The 16,345-nt window shown below is 62.9% G+C and carries 15 protein-coding genes; 11 read left to right on the top strand and 4 right to left on the bottom strand.

Features of this window, described 5'->3' with window-relative positions:
* Nucleotides 1-4: 4 nt before the first annotated feature.
* From J5X93_RS04665 to J5X93_RS04640, 6 genes are all read left to right on the top strand, one after another.
* Nucleotides 5-973, top strand: a complete 969-nt coding sequence (locus tag J5X93_RS04665; RefSeq protein ID WP_043208155.1) for an ABC transporter ATP-binding protein — start codon at nucleotides 5-7, stop codon at nucleotides 971-973.
* Entirely contained in the window at nucleotides 973-1,941 is a 969-nt protein-coding gene (locus J5X93_RS04660; protein ID WP_043208153.1) for a peptide ABC transporter ATP-binding protein, read from the top strand. The genes J5X93_RS04665 and J5X93_RS04660 overlap by 1 nt, the downstream gene beginning before the upstream one ends.
* 352 nt (nucleotides 1,942-2,293) lie before the next feature.
* Entirely contained in the window at nucleotides 2,294-3,103 is an 810-nt protein-coding gene (locus J5X93_RS04655; protein ID WP_043208151.1) for an AraC family transcriptional regulator, read from the top strand.
* A 64-nt stretch (nucleotides 3,104-3,167) separates the two neighbouring features.
* Nucleotides 3,168-4,574 (top strand): NAD(P)/FAD-dependent oxidoreductase, encoded by a 1,407-nt coding sequence (locus J5X93_RS04650; RefSeq protein ID WP_250034483.1) that lies wholly within the window; start codon nucleotides 3,168-3,170, stop codon nucleotides 4,572-4,574.
* Between the two features lie 33 nt (nucleotides 4,575-4,607).
* A complete protein-coding gene (locus J5X93_RS04645; protein WP_043208147.1) occupies nucleotides 4,608-4,949 on the top strand; it encodes a cupin domain-containing protein in 342 nt (113 codons plus the stop codon).
* A 56-nt stretch (nucleotides 4,950-5,005) separates the two neighbouring features.
* A complete protein-coding gene (locus J5X93_RS04640; RefSeq protein WP_250034482.1) occupies nucleotides 5,006-6,085 on the top strand; it encodes a polyamine ABC transporter substrate-binding protein in 1,080 nt (359 codons plus the stop codon).
* A gap of 95 nt (nucleotides 6,086-6,180) precedes the next feature.
* On the opposite strand, the gene J5X93_RS04635 is transcribed toward J5X93_RS04640, so the two are convergent.
* On the bottom strand, nucleotides 6,181-7,764 hold the full coding sequence (locus J5X93_RS04635) for a peptide chain release factor 3 (protein WP_043208143.1): 1,584 nt from the start codon (nucleotides 7,762-7,764) through the stop codon (nucleotides 6,181-6,183).
* A gap of 566 nt (nucleotides 7,765-8,330) precedes the next feature.
* On the opposite strand from J5X93_RS04635, the gene J5X93_RS04630 reads away from it, so the two are divergent.
* The 4 genes from J5X93_RS04630 to J5X93_RS04615 are packed head-to-tail and all read left to right on the top strand — an operon-like array spanning nucleotide 8,331 to nucleotide 11,776.
* The gene (locus tag J5X93_RS04630) at nucleotides 8,331-9,044 is read left to right on the top strand and encodes an ABC transporter permease (protein WP_043208139.1); all 714 of its coding nucleotides are present in this window, start codon (nucleotides 8,331-8,333) and stop codon (nucleotides 9,042-9,044) included.
* Nucleotides 9,045-9,057: 13 nt separating this feature from the next.
* On the top strand, nucleotides 9,058-9,969 hold the full coding sequence (locus tag J5X93_RS04625; protein WP_043208137.1) for a glycine betaine ABC transporter substrate-binding protein: 912 nt from the start codon (nucleotides 9,058-9,060) through the stop codon (nucleotides 9,967-9,969).
* Nucleotides 9,966-10,619 carry an ABC transporter permease gene (locus tag J5X93_RS04620; protein ID WP_043208136.1) on the top strand — a complete coding sequence of 218 codons (654 nt, stop codon included), beginning with the start codon at nucleotides 9,966-9,968 and terminating at the stop codon, nucleotides 10,617-10,619. The genes J5X93_RS04625 and J5X93_RS04620 overlap by 4 nt, the downstream gene beginning before the upstream one ends.
* Nucleotides 10,616-11,776 (top strand): osmoprotectant ABC transporter ATP-binding protein OsmV, encoded by a 1,161-nt coding sequence (locus J5X93_RS04615; protein WP_090345298.1) that lies wholly within the window; start codon nucleotides 10,616-10,618, stop codon nucleotides 11,774-11,776. The genes J5X93_RS04620 and J5X93_RS04615 overlap by 4 nt, the downstream gene beginning before the upstream one ends.
* Nucleotides 11,777-11,882: 106 nt before the next feature.
* Here the strand turns inward: J5X93_RS04615 and J5X93_RS04610 are convergent, their stop codons facing one another.
* The 3 genes from J5X93_RS04610 to J5X93_RS04600 all read right to left on the bottom strand — a co-directional run bounded on the left by J5X93_RS04610 (nucleotide 11,883) and on the right by J5X93_RS04600 (nucleotide 15,898).
* Nucleotides 11,883-14,309 carry a TonB-dependent siderophore receptor gene (locus tag J5X93_RS04610; RefSeq protein ID WP_090345295.1) on the bottom strand — a complete coding sequence of 809 codons (2,427 nt, stop codon included), beginning with the start codon at nucleotides 14,307-14,309 and terminating at the stop codon, nucleotides 11,883-11,885.
* 108 nt (nucleotides 14,310-14,417) lie between these two features.
* Nucleotides 14,418-15,380, bottom strand: coding sequence for a FecR family protein (locus tag J5X93_RS04605; protein WP_043208130.1), 963 nt, complete (start codon nucleotides 15,378-15,380; stop codon nucleotides 14,418-14,420).
* A gap of 17 nt (nucleotides 15,381-15,397) precedes the next feature.
* Nucleotides 15,398-15,898, bottom strand: a complete 501-nt coding sequence (locus J5X93_RS04600) for an RNA polymerase sigma factor (protein ID WP_043208129.1) — start codon at nucleotides 15,896-15,898, stop codon at nucleotides 15,398-15,400.
* A 60-nt stretch (nucleotides 15,899-15,958) separates the two neighbouring features.
* Between J5X93_RS04600 and J5X93_RS04595 the strand changes: the two genes are divergently transcribed.
* Entirely contained in the window at nucleotides 15,959-16,279 is a 321-nt protein-coding gene (locus J5X93_RS04595) for a hypothetical protein (RefSeq protein WP_139205752.1), read from the top strand.
* Nucleotides 16,280-16,345 lie beyond the last annotated feature (66 nt).

Genomic DNA, 16,345 nt, shown 5'->3' with positions numbered 1-16,345 from the left:
CGCCATGTCACTGTTGCAGATCAACAACCTGAACGTGCGCTTCGGCGACGCCAACGCCGTACCCGTGGTGGACGGCCTGGACCTTGCGGTGGACGCCGGCGAAATCCTCGCCATCGTCGGCGAGTCCGGCTCCGGCAAGTCGGTGACCATGATGGCCCTGATGGGCCTGATCGACGCCCCCGGGCGCATCACCGCCGACGTGCTCAATTTCGACGGCACCGACATGCTCAAGCTGAGCGGCCGGCAACGGCGCAAGGTCGTGGGCAAGGACATCGCCATGGTCTTCCAGGACCCGATGACCGCCCTGAATCCCAGCTACACCGTGGGCTACCAGATCGAGGAAGTCCTGCGCCAGCACTTGGGCCTGAAGGGCAAGGCCGCTCGACAGCGGGCCCTGGAGCTGCTCAAGAAAGTCGAGATCCCGGCTGCCGAAAGCCGTCTGGACGCCTATCCCCACCAGCTCTCCGGCGGCATGAGCCAACGTGTGGCGATCGCCATGGCAATTGCCGGCGAACCTAAGCTGCTGATTGCCGACGAACCGACCACGGCGCTGGATGTGACCATCCAGGCGCAGATCATGGAACTGCTGGTGAACCTGCAGAAAGAGCGCAACATGGCGCTCATTCTCATCACTCACGACCTGGCCGTGGTGGCCGAGACCGCAAAGCGCGTATGCGTGATGTATGCCGGCCAAGCCGTGGAAGTGGGCCAGGTGCCGGAGCTGTTCGACGTCCCCGCTCACCCCTACAGCGAGGCCTTGCTGGCTGCCATCCCCGAGCACAGCATCGGGGCCGAGCGCCTGGCCACGCTGCCAGGCATCGTGCCAGGGCGTTACGACCGGCCCAAGGGCTGTCTGTTGTCGCCGCGCTGCCCCTATGTGCAGGAAAACTGCCGCCAGCAGCGTCCGCCCCTCGATCCCCAGGCCCATAGCCTGGTGCGTTGCTTCTATCCGCTGAACCAGGAGGTGGCGTGATGACCGTCGTCCTATCCGCCCGTGAGCTGACCCGCCATTACGAAGTCTCCCGCGGCCTGTTCAAGGGCCATGCGCTGGTGCGCGCCCTCAATGGCGTGTCATTCGAACTGGAGGCCGGCAAGACCCTTGCCGTGGTCGGCGAGTCCGGCTGCGGCAAGTCCACCCTGGCCCGAGCCCTGACGCTGATCGAGGAGCCGTCCTCCGGCTCCCTGCAGATCGCCGGAACGGAGGTCAAAGGCGCCAGCAAGGCTGAGCGCAAGCAACTGCGCCGCGACGTGCAGATGGTCTTCCAGAGCCCTTACGCCTCGCTCAACCCGCGGCAGAAGATCGGTGACCAACTCGCAGAACCCCTGCTGATCAACACCTCGCTGAGCAAGACCGAACGCCGCGAGAAAGTGCAGAAGATGATGGAGCAGGTCGGCCTGCGTCCGGAGCACTACCAGCGCTATCCGCACATGTTCTCCGGTGGCCAGCGCCAGCGCATCGCCCTGGCCCGGGCGATGATGCTGCAGCCGAAAGTACTGGTGGCCGACGAGCCGACGTCGGCCCTCGACGTGTCGATCCAGGCACAGGTGCTGAACCTGTTCATGGACCTGCAGAAGGAGTTCAACACCGCCTACGTGTTCATCTCCCACAACTTGGCGGTAGTGCGACACGTGGCCGACCAGGTGCTGGTGATGTACCTGGGACGACCGGCGGAGATGGGACCGAAGGAGGATATCTACGAGAAGCCCCTGCACCCTTATACCCAGGCGCTGCTGTCGGCGACTCCGGCGATTCACCCCGATCCACTCAAGCCGAAGATCCGTATCGCCGGTGAGCTGCCCAACCCACTCAATCCACCGGACGGCTGTGCGTTCCACAAGCGCTGCCCGTATGCCACCGAGCGCTGCGCCAAAGAAATACCAGCGTTGAGACAAGTGGGTACGCGGCAGGTGGCCTGCCACTACGCCGAGCAGTTTCTCTAGATCGGTCTAGACCTGTTCGCGGGTAAACCCGCTTCCACCAGGATCATCGCTCCCCCTGTGGAAGCGGGTTAGCCGTGAACAGGCCGCACAGTGGCCCTGTGCCTCAATGCATGAAGAACCAGATCAAAATGATCACCGGAATCGGCACCCCAATCATCCAAAGCAGTATCGAGCGCATGGCCTTTCTCCCGTTCGTTGGTGAAAAGACAGCTGCAGTGCCCATGCCAGCCTCACTGAAAAATCACCCTCAGCGTAATCAACGGTTTAGCCGACAAGCCGCTTGGCAACACCGTGCAATATGCCGGATCCGCAGCCTTGCGCCAGGGTGTTCTGCAATGCACTATCAGTGTCCATGACCGCCACTACCCTCCCCGACGGCCCCGAGCAAACCCCGCTCACCGCCGACACCGTGTTGCGCTACCACCTGTGCTGGAAGCACCGCGACCTCGACGGCGTCATGGCGCTGTACCACCCCGACATCCAATACCACGACTTCTTTCAGAACCGCGTGCTCGGCATCGATGAGCTGCGCGATTACGTTCGCGCCTCGCTGCCCCACCAGGTCGGCGAAGACATCGTACACAGCGACCGCATCCGCGTGGACGGCTGCACGGCATTCATCCAGTACGAAGTCACGGTCCAGGGTGGTGACGGATTGGTGGCGTTCCAGGCCAGCGAGGCGATCACCGTCAAGGATGGGCTGATCTGGCGTATCAACGAATACGCCACCTTGGTGCGTCGTGATGCCCAAGGCGCCCGCCGCGCCAACCCGCGTTCGGCCACCAGCCGCCTGGGCCTTTCACCGCGCCAGCTCTCCACCATGGCCCAGGACCTGGAGCACTACTTTCAGCGACAGCGCCCCTACCTTGACCCGGAGCTGGACCTGCAACAGGTCGCCGACCACAGCGGCTACAGCCGTAATCAGATTTCCTACCTGCTTAACCAGGTGCTCGGCCAAAGCTTCTACCGTTACGTCAACCAGGCCCGCCTGCAACATCTGTTGGCCAGCCTCGACGCCCAGCACGCGACAACCCCGGTCGACGATCTGGCCTTTGCCGCGGGTTTCAATTCGCTGTCGGCGTTCTACAAGTGCTTCCGCGAGCACACCGGTTTGTCGCCCAAGGCCTATGTGAAGCAGATTTCCCTGCGTGCACGCACGTAAGACAACCCTCCCCACACGCCACTAGGATCGCCCGCAGACCTTTACGGATGTGGAGCCGAACCCGATGCAAGCCTGGCGTACGATCAGCCTTTGGATGGACCAGCTCGAGGAGCCACTCTGCGCCCGCCCGGCCCTGGACCAGGACCTGGAGGTGGATGTATGCATCATCGGCGCCGGCTACACAGGCCTATGGACCGCCTATTACCTCAAGCGCCAGGCGCCACAACTGAACGTCGCGGTGATCGACGCCAATATCGCAGGTTACGGCGCCTCGGGCCGCAATGGCGGCTGGCTGATGGGCAACCTGCTGGGCGAGGACCGGATGCTCGCCACCCTCTCGCCCCAGCAACGCCGCGCCAGCACCGATTTGCTGCATGACATCCCCAACGAGGTCCACAGCGTCCTGCAACGCGAAGGCATCGACTGCGACTACCGCAAAGGCGGCGTGCTCTATTGCGCCGCCCGTTACCCGGAGCAGGAACGCAGTCTGCGTGCCTACCTGGATGACCTCTATCGCCAAGGCATGAATGAAGACGACTACCGCTGGCTGGGGCCTGAGGCGTTGAATGGCCAACTGCGGGTGAGCAATGCCTATGGCGCGATCTTCAGCCCGCATGTCGCTACCCTCCAGCCGGCCAAACTCATGCGCGGCCTGGCCCGTGCGGTCGAACGCCTGGGCGTACCGATCTACGAGAACACCCCGGCCATCGACTGGCGAACCGGCGAGGTACGTACGCCCCAGGCGACGATCCGCAGCCAGTGGATCGTGCCAGCCGTGGAAGGCTACGCCGCCAGTCTGCCGCCGCTGGGACGTCATCAGTTGCCCGTGCAGAGCCTGCTGGTGGCCACCGAACCCCTGCCTGAATCGACCTGGGCACAGATCGGCCTGGATCAGGGCCAGGCCTTCAGCGAGGGCAGCCGCCAAGTCACCTATGGCCAACGCACCGCCGACAACCGCCTGGTGTTCGGTGCCCGTGGCGGCTACCGCTTCGGCGGCCGGCTGCGGGAAGACTTCAGCCTTACCGACAGCGAGATCGCCCTGCGCCGCTACCTGTTCGGCGACCTGTTCCCACAGCTCAAGGACGTGCGCATCACCCATTCCTGGGGCGGCAACCTGGGCATGGCCCGGCGCTTCCACCCGCACATGCTGTGCGATCGCCAGCGCAGCATTGCGTTGTCGGGCGGCTATGGCGGCGAAGGCGTCGGCGCCACCAACCTGGGCGGACGCACCCTGGCCGCGCTGATACTCGGCCAGCACAACGCCCTGACCGCGCAGCCTTGGGTGTACGACAACCGCCCGCTGTCGAGCCTGGCCAGCTGGCCGCCCGAGCCCTGCCGCTGGCTGGGCTACAACGCGATCATCCGAAGCTTCGTGCACGAGGACCAGACCCTCGCCCAGCCCGGCAGCGCTCCTTGGCGAAGGCGCCTGGCCAGCACGCTTGCCGACTTCATGGAAGGCTTCATGCGCTGATTCAACCCAAACCAACACACAGGATCCAAGGTCATGAGCATCACCCAGTTCAAGCACACGGGCAGCGTCACCCTGGAAAGCACCAGTCCTGTCGCCGTCCCTCTCGGCGAGCCGGTTGCGGTCACCTCCGTGACCTGCGTCGAGCGTAACGACGGCGTCGAAACCGGCATCTGGGAGTGCACCCCGGGGCGCTGGCGGCGGCAGATCGTGCAGCAGGAGTTCTGCCATTTCATCAAGGGCCGCTGCACCTTCACCCCCGACGGTGGCGAGCCCTTGCTCATCGAAGCCGGCGACGCCCTGATGCTGCCGGCCAACAGCACCGGCACCTGGGATATCCAGGAAACAGTGCGCAAGACCTACGTTCTGATTTTCTGATCCGACGATCGCCTGCCGCCCTTCGATAACAACAAGCACAGCAAGGTATACCGGACATGCGCACCCTCCTGCTCGCCCCTCTGATGCTCGCCACCTGCGTGGCCAACGCCGCCGACTCGGTGAAGATCTACAACTGGTCCAGCTACATCGCCCCCGACACCCTCAAGCAATTCCAGCAGGCCACCGGCATCCAGCCGACCTATGACGTGTTCGACAGCAACGAGACCCTCGACGGCAAGCTGATGACGGGCAACTCCGGCTACGACGTGGTGTTCCCCTCCAACCACTTCATGGCCCGGCAGATCCAGGGCAAAGCCCTCAAGCCGCTGGACAAGAGCCAGTTGCCCAACTGGCATAACCTCAACCCGGTGCTGCTCAAGGCGCTGGAGGTGAACGACCCGGGCAATCGCTATGGCTTCCCCTACCTCTGGGGCAGCACGGGCATTGGCTACAACATCGACAAGGTCAAGGCGGTACTGGGCGACAATGCGCCGGTGGATTCCTGGGACCTGATCTTCAAGCCCGAGAACATTTCCAAACTCAAAAGCTGCGGCGTTGCCGTGCTGGACAACGGCCCGGAGCTGCTACCGATCGCCCTGCACTACCTGGGCCTGCCGCACCACAGCCAGAACCCGGCCGATTACGACAAAGCCAAGGCGCTGTTGATGCAGGTGCGGCCGTACATCAGCTACTTCCACTCATCCAAGTACACCGGCGACCTGGCCAACGGCGATGTCTGCGTGGTGGTAGGTTTCTCGGGGGATGTGCTGCAGGCGAAGAACCGCGCCGAAGAGGCGAACAATGGGGTGAAGGTGGGCTACTCGATACCCAAGGAAGGGGCGCCGCTGTGGTTCGACATGGTCGCCATGCCCGCCGACGCACCGGACGAAAAAGCCGGCTACGCCTACATGAACTACCTGTTGCAGCCAGAGGTGATGGCCAATATCAGCGACTCTGTGCAGTACGCCAACGGCAACTTGAAGGCAGACAGCCTGGTGGACCCGAAACTCAAGGCCAACAGCATGATCTACCCGAGTGACGAGGTACTGGGCAAGCTGTATGCCCTGGAGGCGATGCCGGCGAAGATCGACCGCATCCGTACACGGATCTGGACCAGTATCAAAGCAGGCAACTGACAGTCGTCAGCGGCAAGCGGCAAGCGGCAAGAGGAACGGAGCCCGTTCAGGCTCGCGCCGCTTGAAGCTTGCTGCTGGTAGCTTGCCGCTGCTCTTTAGTGATGCTCGCGAGTGGCGCGGAACTTGATGTCCGGCCAGCGCTCTTCCATCAACGATAGGTTCACCCGGGTCGGCGCCAGGTAGGTCAGGTGACCGCCACCGTCGATGGCCAGGTTCTCCATGGCCTTGTTCTGGAATTCCTCGAGCTTCTTCTTGTCGTCGCAGCTGATCCAGCGCGCCGACCAGACGGTGATGGGCTCGTAGGCACATTCGACCTTGTACTCTTCCTTCAGGCGGCTGGCGACCACATCGAACTGCAGCACACCCACGGCGCCGAGGATGATGTCGTTGCTGCGCTCGGGGAAGAACACCTGGGTCGCGCCTTCTTCGGCCAGCTGTTGCAGGCCCTGGCGCAGTTGCTTGGACTTGAGCGGGTCCTTCAGGCGCACGCGGCGGAACAGTTCCGGGGCGAAGTGCGGAATACCCGTGAAGCCCAGCGCCTCGCCTTCGGTGAACGTGTCGCCGATCTGGATGGTGCCATGGTTGTGCAGGCCGATGATGTCGCCGGCATAGGCTTCCTCGAGCTGTTCACGCTCGGAGGAGAAGAACGTCAGCGCATCGCCGATGCGCAGGTCCTTGCCCAGGCGCACGTGGCGCATCTTCATGCCTTTTTCGTACTTGCCCGAACAGATCCGCATGAAGGCGATGCGGTCGCGGTGTTTCGGGTCCATGTTCGCCTGGATCTTGAACACGAAGCCGGTGAACTTCTCTTCCACAGGCTCGACGGTACGCTCGTGCGCCACGCGGCCCAGCGGACGCGGTGCCCAATCGACAACTGCATCGAGCACATGGTCGACACCGAAGTTGCCAAGGGCGGTACCGAAGAACACCGGGGTCAGCTGACCGTTGATGAACTCGTCCTGGTTGAACTCATGGCAGGCGCCCTGGACCAGTTCCAGCTGCTCGACGAACGAATCGTACTGGTCGCCCAGGTGCGCACGGGCCTCGTCGGAGTCCAGCTTCTGGATGATCTTGGCTTCGGTGCGCTCATGACCATGACCCGGGGTATAGACCACGATGTAGTCGCCGGTGAGGTGGTACACACCCTTGAAGTCGCGGTAGCAACCGATCGGCCAGGTAATCGGCGCAGCCTTGATCTTCAGGACCGCCTCGATCTCGTCGAGCAGTTCGATCGGGTCGCGGATGTCACGGTCGAGTTTGTTGATGAAGCTGACGATCGGCGTGTCGCGCAGGCGGCAGACATCCATCAGGGCGATGGTCCGCGGCTCTACACCTTTACCGCCGTCGAGCACCATCAGCGCCGAGTCGACCGCGGTCAGGGTGCGGTAGGTATCTTCGGAGAAGTCCTCGTGGCCGGGGGTGTCGAGCAGGTTGATCATGTGCTCGCGGTAGGGGAACTGCATCACCGAGGTGGTGATGGAGATGCCGCGCTGCTTCTCCATTTCCATCCAGTCGGAGGTGGCGTGGCGGTCGGACTTGCGCGACTTCACGGTACCGGCGACGGCAATGGCCTTGCCCATCAGCAGGAGCTTCTCGGTGATGGTGGTCTTACCGGCGTCGGGGTGGGAAATGATGGCGAAAGTGCGGCGCTTCGCGACTTCGGCGGCCTGGTTGGTCATGGGAAATCGCCTGACTTGGGATCAAAAAGGGGGCAACATCATACCTGAAGTCGGAGCAGGGCCAAAACCCGCCTGAGGCCATTGGGCATCAGCTTTGAATCTTGCGAGTCGCCGGTGTCGCAGAGAGCCTTCAAGCGTGACCGGTGCATGCCCAGCCATATGCGGTTCAAGCTCAAGTGTTCCGCCGAGAGCCTCGACTCAAGCGAATAACAAGAAAATTGCCCAGCCAAGTCGCCGTACGGCAAACCGCCGAATAGCAGGTACTTCAACGCCTCCACGTGCTATCCACGCTTTTTTATCGCGTGATTTTTCTGAAGAGCCAGTGATTAACACTGGCCAAACGCCTCTTCAGATGGGAACCTTTAACGCCTCGGAGACGTCCACTCCCCTGCAACCCGCCTCGGTTCAGGGCGTGTTTCATCTGCATTTCGGGCCCGACGGGGTTCGGCTCATGGCGTGACCGCCTGTCTTCAGTGCGTCACGCTGCTACTCGCGACCACACTGCCTGGCGCCAGGTATGGCGCCCGCCACGGGAGTGTGTTCGCCGACTGAAAAGGAGTCCGCCTGTGGCTGAACGCTATGGCAAAGGGCTGTTGGGATGGGCCGCCGTGCTCGTCATCCTGGCCCTGCTGGTCCACTGGATCGGCATCGATACCTTCGCGCGTTATCGCGAAGACCTTTGGTTCTATCTGCAAGCGCACCTGGTGCTGGTGCTGGCTTCGATGGCGGCGGCGTTAGCCGTGGGTATCCCCGCCGGCATTGCCTTGAGTCGACCGCACAGGGTCGACAAGGCCGAGCGCTTCATGCAGCTGTTCAACGTTGGCAACACCATCCCTCCCCTGGCCGTCCTGGCCATTGCCCTGAGTGTCCTGGGCATCGGCGCAGGCCCTGCGATCTTCGCCCTGTTCCTCGCCTCCCTCCTGCCCATCGTGCGCAACACCTACGAAGGCCTGAAGAACGTCCCCGCCTCACTCAAGGAAGCGGCCACCGGCATCGGCATGACCGCGCGCCAGCAACTTTGGCAGGTAGAGCTGCCCAACGCTGTGCCGATCATCGTCGGCGGTGTGCGCGTGGCCCTGGCGCTGAACGTGGGCACGGCCCCCCTGGCCTTCCTGATCGGCGCCAACAGCCTGGGCAGCCTGATCTTCCCCGGCATCGCCCTGAACAACCAGCCGCAACTGTTGCTGGGCGCAGCCTGCACGGCCTTGCTGGCACTGGCGCTCGATGCCTTGGTGAGCCTTTCCAGCAAGCGCTGGCTGGAACGCGGCCTGTCCCAATAAAAAGAGGGAACCAATGAACAAGAAAATCGCCTTGCTCCTGGGCGCGGCCATGCTATTCGCAGGGCTCTCCCAGGCCGCGGAAAAACCGCTGATTCGCATCGGCGCGCGGGTCTTCACCGAACAGACCGTGCTCGCTGAAATCACCGCCCAATACCTGCGCGCCAACGGCTACACCGTGCGCGTCACCGAAGGCCTGGGCAGCAATATTGCACGCCAGGCCCAGGAAACCGGCCAACTCGACCTGATGTGGGAATACACCGGGGTTTCGCTGGTCTCCTACAACCACATCGACGAACGCATGCCCAGCGCCGAGGCCACCTACGCCAGGGTCAAGGCACTGGACGCCGAGAAGGGCCTGGTCTGGCTAACCCCGTCGAAATTCAGCAACACCTATGCCCTGGGCCTGCCCCAAGCCGTGGCCAAGGCTTACCCGCAGCTCAACACCATCAGTCAGTTGCAGCGGGTGCTGCGCGACGAGCATGAGCGCAACCACCTGGTGGCACTGGACACTGAGTTCGCCAACCGGCCGGACGGCCTGGTGGGGCTGCGCGAGTTGTATGACCTGCCGCTCGACCGGCGCAACATTCGGCAGATGGACGGCGGCTTGGTCTATACCGCGATGCGCAATAACCAAGTCTTCGCCGGCCTGGTGTACACCACCGACGGGCGCCTGAACGCGTTCAACCTCAAGCTGCTCGAAGACGATAAACACTACTTCCCCGACTACACCGCCGCCCCGGTGGTGCGCCAACAGACGCTCGACGCCAACCCGCGCCTGGCCGACCTGCTCAAGCCTCTGGCCGAGCTGCTCGACGACCAGACCATGCGTGCACTCAACGCCAAGGTCGATGTCGAGCACCAGAGCCCGGCGACCGTGGCCGCGGCATTTCTGCGCGAGCACCCGATCAGCGAGGTACAGCCATGAACCTGCTCGATACGTTCACGCATCTGGACTGGTTCCAAGTGCTGCACTTGACCGGCCAGCACATCACCCTGGTGGGCGTGGCCGTGGGCCTGGCGATCTTGGTCGGGGTGCCCTTGGGGGTCTTGATGACCCGCTTCCCATCCTTGGCTGGCCCCCTGCAGGCCAGCGCCACGGTGCTGCTGACCGTCCCTTCGATCGCCCTGTTCGGCCTGCTGCTGCCGTTCTACTCCAAGTTCGGCCAGGGCCTGGGGCCATTGCCCGCGATCACGGCGGTATTCCTTTATTCGCTGCTGCCGATCATGCGTAACACCTATCTGGCCCTGACCAATGTCGAACCTGGCATCCGTGAAGCGGCGCGCGGCATCGGCATGACCTTCGGCCAGCGCCTGCGCATGGTCGAGTTGCCCATCGCGGTGCCGGTGATTCTCGCCGGCGTGCGCACCGCCGTGGTGATGAACATCGGCGTGATGACCATCGCCGCCACCATCGGCGCCGGCGGCCTGGGTGTACTCATCCTCACCTCCATCAGCCGCAGCGACATGTCCATGCTGCTGGTCGGCGCCGTGCTGGTCAGCCTGCTGGCGATCATCGCCGACCTGCTTCTGCAAACCCTGCAACGTGCCCTGACTCCGGAAGGACTGCGCCCATGATCGAACTGAAGAACCTCAGCAAGACCTTCAACGTCAACGGCAAGGACGTCAAAGCCGTCGACGCGGTCAGCCTCACCGTCAACGAAGGCGAAATCTGCGTGTTTCTCGGCCCCTCGGGCTGCGGCAAGAGCACAACCCTGAAAATGATCAACCGCCTGATCACACCGACCAGCGGCCAGGTATTGATCAACGGCGAGGACACCAGCGCCCTAGACGAGGTGACCCTGCGCCGCCACATTGGCTACGTGATCCAGCAGATCGGCCTGTTCCCGAACATGACCATCGAGGAAAACATCACAGTCGTCCCGCGCTTGCTGGGCTGGGACAAGCAAAGATGTCACGAGCGCGCCCGCGAGCTGATGCACATGATCAAGCTCGAGCCCAAGCAGTACCTGCAGCGCTACCCGCGTGAACTTTCGGGCGGCCAGCAACAGCGGATCGGCGTGATCCGTGCCTTGGCCGCCGAGGCACCGGTGTTGCTGATGGATGAGCCTTTCGGCGCGGTCGACCCGATCAATCGCGAGATGATCCAGAACGAGTTCTTCGAGATGCAACGGGCGCTGAACAAGACCGTGATCATGGTCAGCCATGACATCGACGAGGCGATCAAGCTGGGCGACAAGATCGCCATCTTCCGCGCCGGCAAACTGCTGCAGCTCGACCACCCGGACACCTTGCTGGCCCATCCGGTGGATGACTTCGTGAGCAATTTCGTCGGCCAGGACAGCACCTTGAAGCGCCTGTTGCTGGTCCGTGCCGAGGATGCCGCAGACAACGCCCCGTCCCTGAGCCCCGAGACGCCCGTGAGCGATGCCCTGGAGCTGATGGACGAGCATGACCGCCGCTACGTGGTGGTCACCGATGCGCAGAACCGGGCGTTGGGATACGTGCGCAGGCGCGACCTGCATCGCCAGCAAGGGAGCTGTGGCGATTTCCTGCGCCCGTTCAACGCCACCGCAGCCCACGACGAACACCTGCGCATCCTCCTGTCGCGGATGTATGAGTTCAATCGTGCCTGGTTGCCGGTGCTCGATGCCGAGCAGGTGTTCCTAGGCGAGGTGACCCAGGAGTCCATTGCGGCCTACCTGAGTTCGGGGCGTTCGCGTGGGGGCAAGACCAGTATCGTTTCGCCGGCAGAGGCGGTTGTCGCCCTCTAATAGGCGTGTCGGTTGTGCCGACCGCTTCGCGGGTAAACCCGCTCCTACAGCCAATAGCGTTGTATTTGCAGGAGCGGATTTACCTGCGAATCAGGCACCACTGGTGTCAGAACCCTACACTGGCCTGCACATAGAAGGTGCGCGGTTCCCCCACATAGAGCCCGGCGTTGTTGTCGCTGGAGCGGGTGTAGTACTGCTTGTCGAAGAGGTTCTTCACGCCCGCCGCCAGCTTCAGGTTCGATAGCTGCGGTCCGAAGTCATACCCACCACGGGCATGCCAGGTGACATAACCCGGAATATCGCCGAACCGTCCATCGGCACTCGGCTCGGTGATGTAGTTGCCGTTGAACTGGCCATTGGTGATCCCCGTGCCTGGCGAGCGCTGCTTGGACTGGGCATAAGCATCCAGATTCCAGGTCCAGCGGTTCATCTCGTAGCGCAGCCCCGCCGTGGCCACCTGGCGGGAGTAGAACGGCAGGTCACGACCTTTGAAGCCAGGGATCTCGCCTTCATAGGTGGCGCGGGTATAGGTGTAGCCTGCATTGGCCGTCAGCCCTTGCAGGCGTGCATCCAACCCGGACAGGTCATAACGCACGGCAGCTTCGATGCCCTGGTGCTTGGTCGCCCCCAGGTTGGTCCAGCCGACCTCGTTGCTGATGTATTGCAGCTCGTCGTCGAAGTCGATGTAGAACGCGGTCAGCTCGCCCGCGAAATGGCCATCGTCATAACGCGTGCCGATCTCGTAGGTCTTGGCCTTTTCCGGCTCCAGGCCATTGGCGGTGCTGTCGCCTTTACCACCTTGCCCAAGCTGGAAGTACTGCAGGCTGCCGAAAGAGGTCTCGTAGTTGGCGAACAGCTTCCAGGCATCGGACAGGTGATACATCACGCTCAATGCTGGCAGGGGTTCGTTGCTGGTGACACTGCGGTTTTTCTCAGGGACGCGCTGGTAGTCTCCATCCAGCACCGGGCGGTCGCGCCAGTCGGTATTGATGTGCTCGAAGCGGATGCCGGGGGTGATGGTCCAGTTGCCGACGTCGATCTTGTCGTCGATGTAGTAGGCACTGGCTTCGGTGCCCCCGCTGCGGTCCTGGATGACATGGCCGTCGGAACCCGGGACCGGCGTCGGCACGTTGTCGATCAGCGCCAGCTGCGAAGACTGCTCGCGCATGGCTTCCTTCAGGTAGCGATAGCCGACGCTGACTTCCTGGGTGGTAGGGCCGGCGAAGAAGATCCGCGACAGGCGCGGCTCGATGGCGAAGGTATGGTAATTGCGCGGGTACGACGACAGGGTCTTCATGGTGCGGTCGGCGATGGAGCTGCCGCGGAAGCTGTCGGTGTAATAGGTCAGCACTTCGAACTGGGTGGCCTCGTCGAGCTGACGCTGCCACTTGAACGACACGTCCTTGCGACGGCCGGCGAAGTAGTCGTAGTCGCGCACCGACTGGAAGGGGTCTTGGTCGAACTGCGCCTGGGTCAGGCCACCGGGCATGTCGGCCCGACCATCGTAGTAATGGAAGTTGAGCCAGAACTCGTCGCTGTCGGTGGGCGCCCAGTGGGTCTTGAGGATGACGTCGTCGATGTCATTGCCATTGTTGCTGCTGCGGTAACCGTTGCCGTTCACGCCGGTATAGAGCAATGCCACACCCATGCCGTTATCGGCAGTGCCGCCGACAAATGCCGACTCGGTGTGTTTCCAGCCGCCATGGCGAGAGGTTTCCAGCGTTGTGGACAACTCACCCGAAGCTTTCTCCGGGATGGCACGGGTCACGAAGTTGATCACCCCGCCGACGTTCTGCGGGCCATAGCGCACGGAGCCTGCGCCGCGAACCACATCGATGCTGTCGAGGTTGCCCGAGGAAATTGGCGCCATGGACAGCTGTGGCTGGCCATAGGGCGCGAACGCGGCGGGGATACCGTCGATCAACACCGTCGAGCGCGGCGACAGGCGTGATGTCAGTCCGCGCACACCCACGTTGAGCGACAGGTCGCTGCCACCGGTGCCATTGGAATCCTGGACCTGCACACCGGGGATGCCGCGCAGCACGTCGCGTACGTTCATCGCGCCCTTTTCCACCATGGCCTCACGACGCACCACGGTGCGCGCGCCGGGATGGTTCTGTACCACGCTCTGCTGGGCATCCCCCAGCCAGTCGCCGACCACTTTGACGTCGGTGGGCGCCAGCTCAAGGCTGCCGGTGGTCAACACGCCTGCGCTCTCGGCCGGCTTGACCACCACGGTGCCCTGGGACAGCTCATAGGTCAGCCCACTGCCTTGCAATAATTGTTGCAGCGCCTGCTCCGGCGCAAGATTTCCCGAGACCGCCGGGGCCTGCTTGCCCGCCACCAGTTCAGGGCTGAAGAACAATTGCAGGTTGGTCTGTTGCCCCAACTGGCTCAAGGCCGAAGCCAGGGGCTGAGCCTGGATTTGGATCGTCGCCGGCGTTTGTTCGGCGTAGGCATTGGCCGTGGCGGCACTGATCGCCAGGGCCAGCGCGAGGGAAGGCAAACGCAGGAAAGGCTTGTTGTTATTCACGTCGTCGAAGAATCCTGAAAGTCCGGATGAACGCCAACCACACGCAAATGGAAATGCTTGGCAGTTGCAGCTGGCGAGGAAGACGAACGAGTGAAAAAAAACCTGAATTTATTTCGCGATAATTTCGCTGGAGCCGTCGCCGTGGGTCTTGATGGCCACCGGCAAAATGCTCGGCAGGGCCCGAAGCAGCGCGTCGGTGTCATCGACACTGAAGGTGCTGGACAGGCGCAGGCCCGCCGCCTTGCCAGGGGCGACGCGCAGTGGCTGGCTGCGGTAACGGGAGACTTCCGCCACCACCTCGGCCAAGGTGGCGTTATCGAACACCAGCTTGCCGTGACGCCAGGCCGTCACGACAGCCGCATCCACAGGGTACGGCGCCACGACCTGCCCTTGCGGATCGATATGCGCGCCCAGGCCCGCGGTGAGCTGCGCCGATGGACCCGAAGCCCCTTCCACCTTGACGGAGCCCTGTTCCACGGCCACCCGGGTGTGCCCGCGGTCCAGGCGCACATCGAAACGGGTCCCGGTTACGGTGACGCGTCCCTGAGCGGTGTCGACCACGAAAGGCCGTGCGCTGTCGTGGGCGACGCTGAACATCACTTCACCCGCTTCGAGCACGACCTGTCGCTGCCCGGCGCTGTACCTCACGCCCAGGCGAGTCGCGCCATTGAGTTGCAGCTGCGAGCCGTCCGGCAGCTCGATATCACGGCGCTCGCCCAAGGCGGTCTGCAGGTCTTCGCTATGGTTTTCGCGGGTGTATTGCCAGCCACGCCAGCCCAATCCAAGGGCGGCGGCGCCCACTCCCGCCGCCAGGGCCTGCTGCAGGAAACGCCGACGGGGCAGATGCCGCACAGGCTCAGGAACGCACAGCGCCTCCAGGCGCTGGGGCGGGATGTGGTCGGCGGCCTGCCACAACCGCTCGAGCAGGCCGTACTCCTGGCGGTGGCGAGGATCGGCCTTAAGCCACTGATGCAAGCGCGCCTGCAGCTGGGTATCTCCCGGCGCATCCTGGATACGCGCGAACCATTCGGCGGCCTGCTCACGCACGTCTTCGGCGCCGGGCTGTTTCATGCAAAGGGTCTCCTGACTCATCGGGTGGACACATCCAGGTGCTCACGCAGATGCCGGAGCGTGCGGATCATATACTTTTCGACCATGTTCTTGCTCAGGCCCATGCGCTCGGCAATCTCCGCCTGGGTCAGCCCCTCGAGCTTCTGCCAGACGAACACCTGCCGGCAATTGACCGGCAGCTCGGCCAGGGCGCGCTCGACGCTGTCGGCCAGTTCCAGGGCATGTACATAGGCTTCCGGATCACCATTGCCTGCGGCGCCTTCATCGAACATCTCCTCTTCCAAGGCCTGGCGCCGGTCCTCACGGCGGTAACCGTCGACGGCAATGTTGCGGGCCGTCTGGTGCAGGTAGGCGCGCGGCTGCTCGATGACCTCTCGCGGGTTTTCCAGCACCCGCACGAAAGCGTCATGGGCGAGGTCCTCGGCCTGTGGACGGTTGCGCAGCTTGCGCGTCCAGGTGCCGATCAGCTCGTGATAGTGATCGAGGAAGCCTTTGTGTCCAGACATGGTCGAGGCCATCTAGGGGCAGGTACAAGGTCGCGAATAGTAATGCTTCTCATAAACGACGGCAAATCAACGATGACCCAGCCCGACCTAGAGATCGGTAACAAAAAATTTATAGGAATTTCGGTCGATCTGACGCGCCCCTCAAGTGGCCATAAATATGAACACTTTGGCGCCATCGATCTGTTGCCTTTGCTCGGTCTCGCGTCGCCAAGAGAACACCATGGCGTCTTTTTCGGGGGCTCGCCTCTGAAGGGGGCGGCGCGGTCCATTCCACAATTCTTTACGCTTGGGAACATCAGCCGTTCACACAGGTCGGTTATTCCAGTGGCAGGTGGCCAAAACGCGACGAACGTGCCGGGATTGCCTGTTGATTCTGCATTCCTCACGCCCTAAAGTGCGCGCCGAACGTCCATGCTGGAAACGATCCATCCGGCTCAAGTACTGACGACGAGACAGCAA

This window comes from Pseudomonas sp. BYT-1 (assembly GCF_023611805.1).
GTDB classification, from domain to species: domain Bacteria; phylum Pseudomonadota; class Gammaproteobacteria; order Pseudomonadales; family Pseudomonadaceae; genus Aquipseudomonas; species Aquipseudomonas guariconensis.
This window is presented reverse-complemented; position numbering and strand designations above follow the sequence as displayed.